Raw genomic sequence first — 5,932 nt, forward strand, 5'->3', positions numbered from 1 at the left:
GCCCTGCGATGGCAAAAATGGGCGGAGATCGGGTGGCGATAGAATTCTTTTCGAGAAGATTCATCCATTGGCCGGCGGTATCTGCGTCGATCAGCAGTTCACCAGCTTGTTCGCGCGACGGCTCAGGTTGTCCATCTGTTCCTGGCAACATCCTCGTCTAACCATAAGCGCTTCTAACTGTTACATTTACGCACGTTGACGCCTTGCATGAGACGTGTAGTGTTTGGCCTGTTTGTCAAAATCCATTGAGCGGCAAGTGCAACCGCTGCCATACCACACCCTTTGCCTCGATATACGTTGCCAATGCGAAGACTGTGCAAAGTAATCACATCTGGCGGCGCCCACTCCGGCAAGGCCGCCCTTTCACCGACGATAAAAAACCAACCACCTGGTGGCCGACGACGATCGAGAACGGATGTTCCAGCTCGGGGTAAGAGCTACTTCGAAGCTCCGAGAATGACAAATCCAACGGGGCCACAAACTGTTCTTGCTCTGGCTCTAGCTGCAAATGGGCGACCGTGGCGTGGTCGAAGCGAGATAGAGTTTTCAGCGTCACATGCACGGCCAATCTCCCCTATAAGAGACGGTTTAAGGCTCTGGTGAAGAGCGAATGAATATCCAACCCACGACATGAAGGATCGATAGGCAGCTCTCAATGGGGAAAATCAAAAATCGTGCCAACTGCTCAGAGCGAGCTCTTGGAAAGATTTTGTACCCGCGGTTCAATGGTTTAGATAAGGTGCCACAGCAAGCAGTCCCGAAAGTCACCGTGTAGCGAACTCGACAACCCCGACATTAAGTCTCGGGAGACTATCGTATTCCGAGGGATCGCGGAACGGATTTCGCGTGTCATTGACGTGAGTTCCGTCTTTAGCGCTTGCGAGGTGCTCTATTCTATACGCCCCGGGACCTGATGTATTGCCGAAGCGCCAAGGCATACCGACCTTGCTCTGCGGATGGCAATTGAGGACGGCCAGTAAGGATGGCTGTAGGGTTTCGGCAATACAAGCGACGGGGTACACTTGATTGAGTTTGTAGAGCGCCATGAGGGAGGCGAGCAGCGACCAATTTTCGCCCCACCTTATTGCCGGCGAACAATGCGTTTCTCTTGTCAGAGCCACCGGCCGTGATGGCGTTCTCGACCGGGCGGGTGTCGAGCTCCAGGCGACCGTCACACCAAGGAACCAGGTCAGGCTCTCTGAATCGGCGAGTGCATAGCGGAAGTCGCGGCCAAAGTGGAGCCGGAGAGATCATCGACAGCTCGCTCTCGAACCACGGCAGCACCGTTGCCAGCACAGGTGATGGCCTTGGCGTTGTGACATCATGCGCGGCTATCCTGGTTTCGATCTCGCCAACATGCGAGAGGGCAGTTCCATCGCATCTCCAGCTCTGCAGCGACTAGGCGGTTCTCGGGATAGACGGCTTCATATTGCCGGAAAGGCCGGTCGGCATCGAAATGGGGCTCCAGATCGCGACTGAGGGCATCCCGAACCTGGTCGCGGCGGGCGGTTGCCTGCGCCCCCGGCTCGACGAGACGCAGGAGTGCTTCCTCCATCGCATCATCGACGCGCAGTCCGCCGAAGGCGAGCCAGCGCGGCTCCCGTGTCGAGCAGGCGCTCCATCAAGAATAGCGCCGAACGTTGTTCTCGGCGCCCGTGTCGCGTATCGTGAGCTTGTGGCCGCAGCGCCGGCAACGGACAAGCCCGGAGAGCGGCGCTTCTCCATGCATCGGCGCCTCGTGATGCCGGCTCGTCGGCACGATGTCGCTCACCATTTGCGGATCGCCTCCGCCAGCGTTCGGTTGCACGCCCCGGCAGTCGGACTCATTGTCGGCCTTCTGACAACGTTGGACATGAAACACTGCACTGTCAGAGCGATTATGTTGTCTAGAATGGCTTTCTGGATTGGCACGACATTTGCTTCGCTGATCACAAATACGCTACGGCACGAACCGCGCAGGAGTTCCTCCATGAACAACATCAGGCAGTCGCTTCCGCGAGATCAGTGCAGGCGAACCGACCTCCGGTTGCAATCGGAATGGCCGAGCTTGTAACCAAACAATCCCCCGACCCCATGTGGGACGCCAGAATCTCGCGACTCGGCATCTCTTTTAGAACAGGACAGACAAATGAACCCCGTCTCAACTTCGATCAAACCACCTATCGGCGGCATTTCGAGTTTTGAAGATCTGGAGGCTTTTTCGGACCGAACCGCACCAGTTGCAACCATGTTCAGCGGCGGTCTCGACAGCACCTATCTTCTCTACAAGCTGCAGAGCCTTGGATTTGCGAACGTTGAAGCTGTCGCAGCGGATGTCGGAACGCCCATCGATCAGCCTTTGCTGGAACGGACGGCAGCCAAGTTCGGCGCACGCTTTGTCAGCCTCGAAGGACGGAAAGCCTTCGTCGAACAAGGCGTGAAACCCGCCATTCGGGCCCACGCCAAGTACCTTGGCAGCTATCCGTTGAGCAGTTCGTTGAGCCGTCCCATAATCGCCTCGTTGGTTGTTGATCATGCAACGTCAATCGGCTCACGGCTGGTTCTTCATACAGCAAACCTTTCTCAAAACAGTCTTCCACGCCTTAACAATAGCATCAAGCGCTCCGGATTTTCCGGCAAGTTCGGCAGTCCGTATGAATGCTCTGTGATATCCCGACAACAGAAGGCCGCCGCCCTCTCCAAGTGCGGAGCGACTTTTGTGGCGGACCGCAGGTGGAGCACGGACGAGAACCTCTGGTGTCGGGAATTCGAGTCTGGGCCCTTGGAAGATCCCGAGAACTTTTCTATCCCCGAAGAGGCATTTGCTTGGACGCGCAACATTCACGCAGAGCAACCGGTAGAGATCAAACTCGGGTTTACAGACGGAAATCTCGTGTCAATTGATGACCGTGATGTTGCATTGATCGACGCAATCCCGTTCCTGAATAAAACGGTTGGAAAATTCGGGCACGGCCGCTTTGTCGGGCTTGAACACATCTCAACCGGCGAAAAGGTTCTCGAAGTCCGCGAGGCCCCTGCGGCGGCTATTATCTTGGACGCATTGCGTCACCTCGAAACCGCTTCTCTTGGCGTCGCATCAATCGTTTTGAAGCAAGGGCTTGAGCAAGCCTGGTCCCAGGAGGCAGTTTCAGGTGCATGGGGCAGTACTATCCATCAGATGTGCGAACGGGCCATAGCATCCGCCCTCGAGGGCGTCAGCGGAAGCGTCAGCTATATAGTCGATCACACGCGCTTTCTACCTCGGTCGATCGTAGCCAGGGAGCCGAAATACATTAGGGACCGCCACGTTTGGGAATACCAAGCCGCGAGCCACGCAGCGTCGTCCAAAGCGCGCCCCTCGCCAAATTTGCAAACGGGAGACATCCGTGAAAAAGATCGCACCCCAGGCGCTGTGCAGCCTCAATAAAGAATGCACTGATCATCTGGTGACGATGGTAGTTTTTCGAGAGGTGAGCGGATAGTCGCGCCGCTGCCTGGGTGATCGTGCGCGCGCAAACTTCTTCTTGGCATTGTCCCGATGGAAAGCGGCAGTACGCGACTTGTTACCCAAGCCAAGATGCAGCCGAGGTCCGAGGCGGACCGTGCGGCCCACGGCAGGCACATCTCATATTCACAGGGTGTTAGCGAAACGCCGTCCACTGTTCGATCGTCGGACAGCTTTCGGCGAACGCAGATTTGAAAGCAGGTCGCGATGAGCTGAAGGTTTGTTTAAACCGCTCGGCCACCCGGAGAAATGCCGGACTGGACTCCTAAGCGGCAAAGCTCATCGCGCAGCCCCGGCGAGCGACTATATGTCGGCGTGGGCGCCGTCGAGTTCCTGGTGGACGCCGACACGGCCAAATTATTTGCGTCGTCGAAGGAGCGCCGATCGGTACAATCGGGCTTGCCGCCACAGGCCGAGATCAGGCAACGCCATGCCCCGCAATGCCATCCCACCGAGGATCCCAAGCAGGATTCAGCCGTTGCAACAAAACCTTCAAAATAATTCTACAGATCTTTGCAACGGAAATCCGCTGACAGTGGTAAGTTCACCGCAAAGTCTGGGGTCAGGCACGGCTAAAAAAGCCGATGCCGGTTTTTACTTGGACGCAAAGCGCTACATTAATGGAACACTCGTTAAATATCGGTACTCTGCGAGAGGTTGTATGTCGTATTCCCTTCCAGATCAGTTTGAACTCGCTAAACAATGCCGGGATCGTTTCTTCACCCTCAATCCCAGTCTTGATGCTGTGGTGACCGATGATCCCGTTCATATCGGCTATTTGTCAGGATACCGCTCCATCCTTCACGATTGCGGCCCCTACCCACAGGCGTTGATCGCGTCGCGGGAGAGGGTCGCGCTCGTTACGGGTGCGAGCGATGCGGCAGCAGCTTTGGAAGTACTGGGTGATCCGGGGATGATCTGGCGCTATGGCACCTTCTTCGTGTTCAGCTCCGGCGATTTCCCTTCTTACCGTGAAATGCCGGCGGCAAGCCGAACCCCTACGGCAGCCTTGACGGCTGCGATAGCGGCTACGGTCGGTGGTTTGCAAAATATCGGTAGCGATCTCAGCCAACCGGACCTCATAGCCGCCGTGGAGAAGATGGTGCCTAGCGCGCGCCTAGCGCCAGCGGCCGAAGGGTTTCGCCGATCACGGGCAATAAAGCTCGTGGGTGAACTCGATATGTTGCGATATGTTTCCCAGCTCACGGACAAGGCGGTCGAGCGCGCTGCCGGCCTGATCCGGCCTGGTGTCAACGAGTTGGAGATCGCCGCTGAAATCACGCAGACGATCACGGTTGGCGCCGGCATTTGTCGTTTCGTCGTCGTGACATCAGGAGAGCGCTCCTCGCGCGTTGATGCTTATGCCCGAAATCGTCTCTTGCAGGAAGGAGATCTCGTCCGGATGGATATCGGAGCGAGCGTGAACGGATATTGTTCCGACATGGCGCGTACTTATGGCGTCGGAGATCCCGGGCCGCTTGCAAGGGACCGTTACAATGCACTCCTGCGGGGAGAGAATCGTGAGCTGGAATCAATCCGTCCGGGAATTCCTGCTGGCACGGTTTTTGAGGCGGCGATGAACGAGGTGAGATCCGGAGCATTGCCCGATTATCAGCGCAGCCACTGCGGTCACGGCATCGGCTTGCAGGCACATGAATTTCCGCTTATCGGGCCGAGCAGTGAGACGCTTCTGGAAAGTGGAATGGTGCTCTGCGTCGAAACCCCCTATTACGAGATTGGATGGGGAGGAATGATGGTCGAAGACACGGCAATCGTAAATGATACAGGTTATGAGCTACTGACGAATGCCTCGCGGGAGCTCTTTCAGCCGACATAAGCAGGGCAATCGAACCGGATCGGACATCATCATGCGCGAGCGGAAATCGAGCGAGAGGCAGTCTCTCGAGCGAGAGTTAAAACTCCTGAAAGCGGTAGATCAGGCGAAAAAGCCGATTGGCACGCGAGAACTTGCTCGCCTTCTCGATCTTAGCTCAGCCATTGCACAAAGGCTGGTGAACACCCTGACCGAACGGCATTATCTGCAGCGAGATCCTGACACAAAAAGGTACATGATCGGCTACCAGACATTGACTTTCGGCGAGTTTCTGGTGTCGACAGCCTTTTGGTCCATGACCGTAAGGAACGTTAGCAGCGATAGCGACCCCACGATGAGGCTGTTGCAGGCGACGAGGGCCGAGCGCGTCCTTAAGCATCAAAGATGGTTACAGGAGATGAGATAATGCACTTGCAGCCAATCGGACTTGGCATTGTCACGCCGTCCGGCAATTCTGTTCTCGAGCGGGACTATCCCCGCCTCGCGCTTTCCGAGGTGGGCTTCCATTTCACTCGCGTGTTCAATTCGGAAGATACGGCTGAGCAACTGTCCAGCATGAAAGCACAGGCTGCCGACGCCGCGCGGCTGCTTGGCCATGTCCGCTACATGAAGGC

6 protein-coding genes are annotated in these 5,932 nt (G+C 56.5%); 5 read left to right on the forward strand and 1 reads right to left on the reverse strand.

Annotation, left to right across the window (positions count from 1 at the left end):
* Positions 1-325: 325 nt before the first annotated feature.
* Positions 326-562 (reverse strand): hypothetical protein, encoded by a 237-nt coding sequence (locus tag EOA38_RS25535; RefSeq protein WP_127300546.1) that lies wholly within the window; start codon positions 560-562, stop codon positions 326-328.
* A gap of 1,566 nt (positions 563-2,128) precedes the next feature.
* Between EOA38_RS25535 and EOA38_RS25540 the strand changes: the two genes are divergently transcribed.
* The 5 genes from EOA38_RS25540 to EOA38_RS25560 form a co-directional block, all read left to right on the forward strand.
* On the forward strand, positions 2,129-3,406 hold the full coding sequence (locus EOA38_RS25540; protein WP_245480914.1) for an argininosuccinate synthase-related protein: 1,278 nt from the start codon (positions 2,129-2,131) through the stop codon (positions 3,404-3,406).
* A gap of 327 nt (positions 3,407-3,733) precedes the next feature.
* The gene (locus EOA38_RS39335) at positions 3,734-3,985 is read left to right on the forward strand and encodes a hypothetical protein (RefSeq protein ID WP_189434882.1); all 252 of its coding nucleotides are present in this window, start codon (positions 3,734-3,736) and stop codon (positions 3,983-3,985) included.
* A gap of 160 nt (positions 3,986-4,145) precedes the next feature.
* Positions 4,146-5,321, forward strand: coding sequence for a Xaa-Pro peptidase family protein (locus EOA38_RS25550; RefSeq protein ID WP_189434884.1), 1,176 nt, complete (start codon positions 4,146-4,148; stop codon positions 5,319-5,321).
* A gap of 31 nt (positions 5,322-5,352) precedes the next feature.
* Positions 5,353-5,724, forward strand: a complete 372-nt coding sequence (locus EOA38_RS25555) for a helix-turn-helix domain-containing protein (RefSeq protein ID WP_189434886.1) — start codon at positions 5,353-5,355, stop codon at positions 5,722-5,724.
* On the forward strand, positions 5,724-5,932 hold a 209-nt coding region (locus tag EOA38_RS25560; RefSeq protein ID WP_210212987.1), incomplete at its 3' end, for a hypothetical protein. The genes EOA38_RS25555 and EOA38_RS25560, both read left to right, overlap by 1 nt.

The sequence above is a fragment of the Mesorhizobium sp. M1E.F.Ca.ET.041.01.1.1 genome (assembly GCF_003997355.1).
In the GTDB taxonomy this organism is placed as follows: Bacteria; Pseudomonadota; Alphaproteobacteria; order Rhizobiales; family Rhizobiaceae; genus Mesorhizobium.

Coding starts and splice junctions, on each gene's coding strand:
- EOA38_RS25540 (WP_245480914.1), top strand. CDS start 2,129: ATGAACCCCGTCTCAACTTCGATCAAACCACCTATCGGCGGCATTTCG.
- EOA38_RS39335 (WP_189434882.1), top strand. CDS start 3,734: ATGCCGGACTGGACTCCTAAGCGGCAAAGCTCATCGCGCAGCCCCGGC.
- EOA38_RS25550 (WP_189434884.1), top strand. CDS start 4,146: ATGTCGTATTCCCTTCCAGATCAGTTTGAACTCGCTAAACAATGCCGG.
- EOA38_RS25555 (WP_189434886.1), top strand. CDS start 5,353: ATGCGCGAGCGGAAATCGAGCGAGAGGCAGTCTCTCGAGCGAGAGTTA.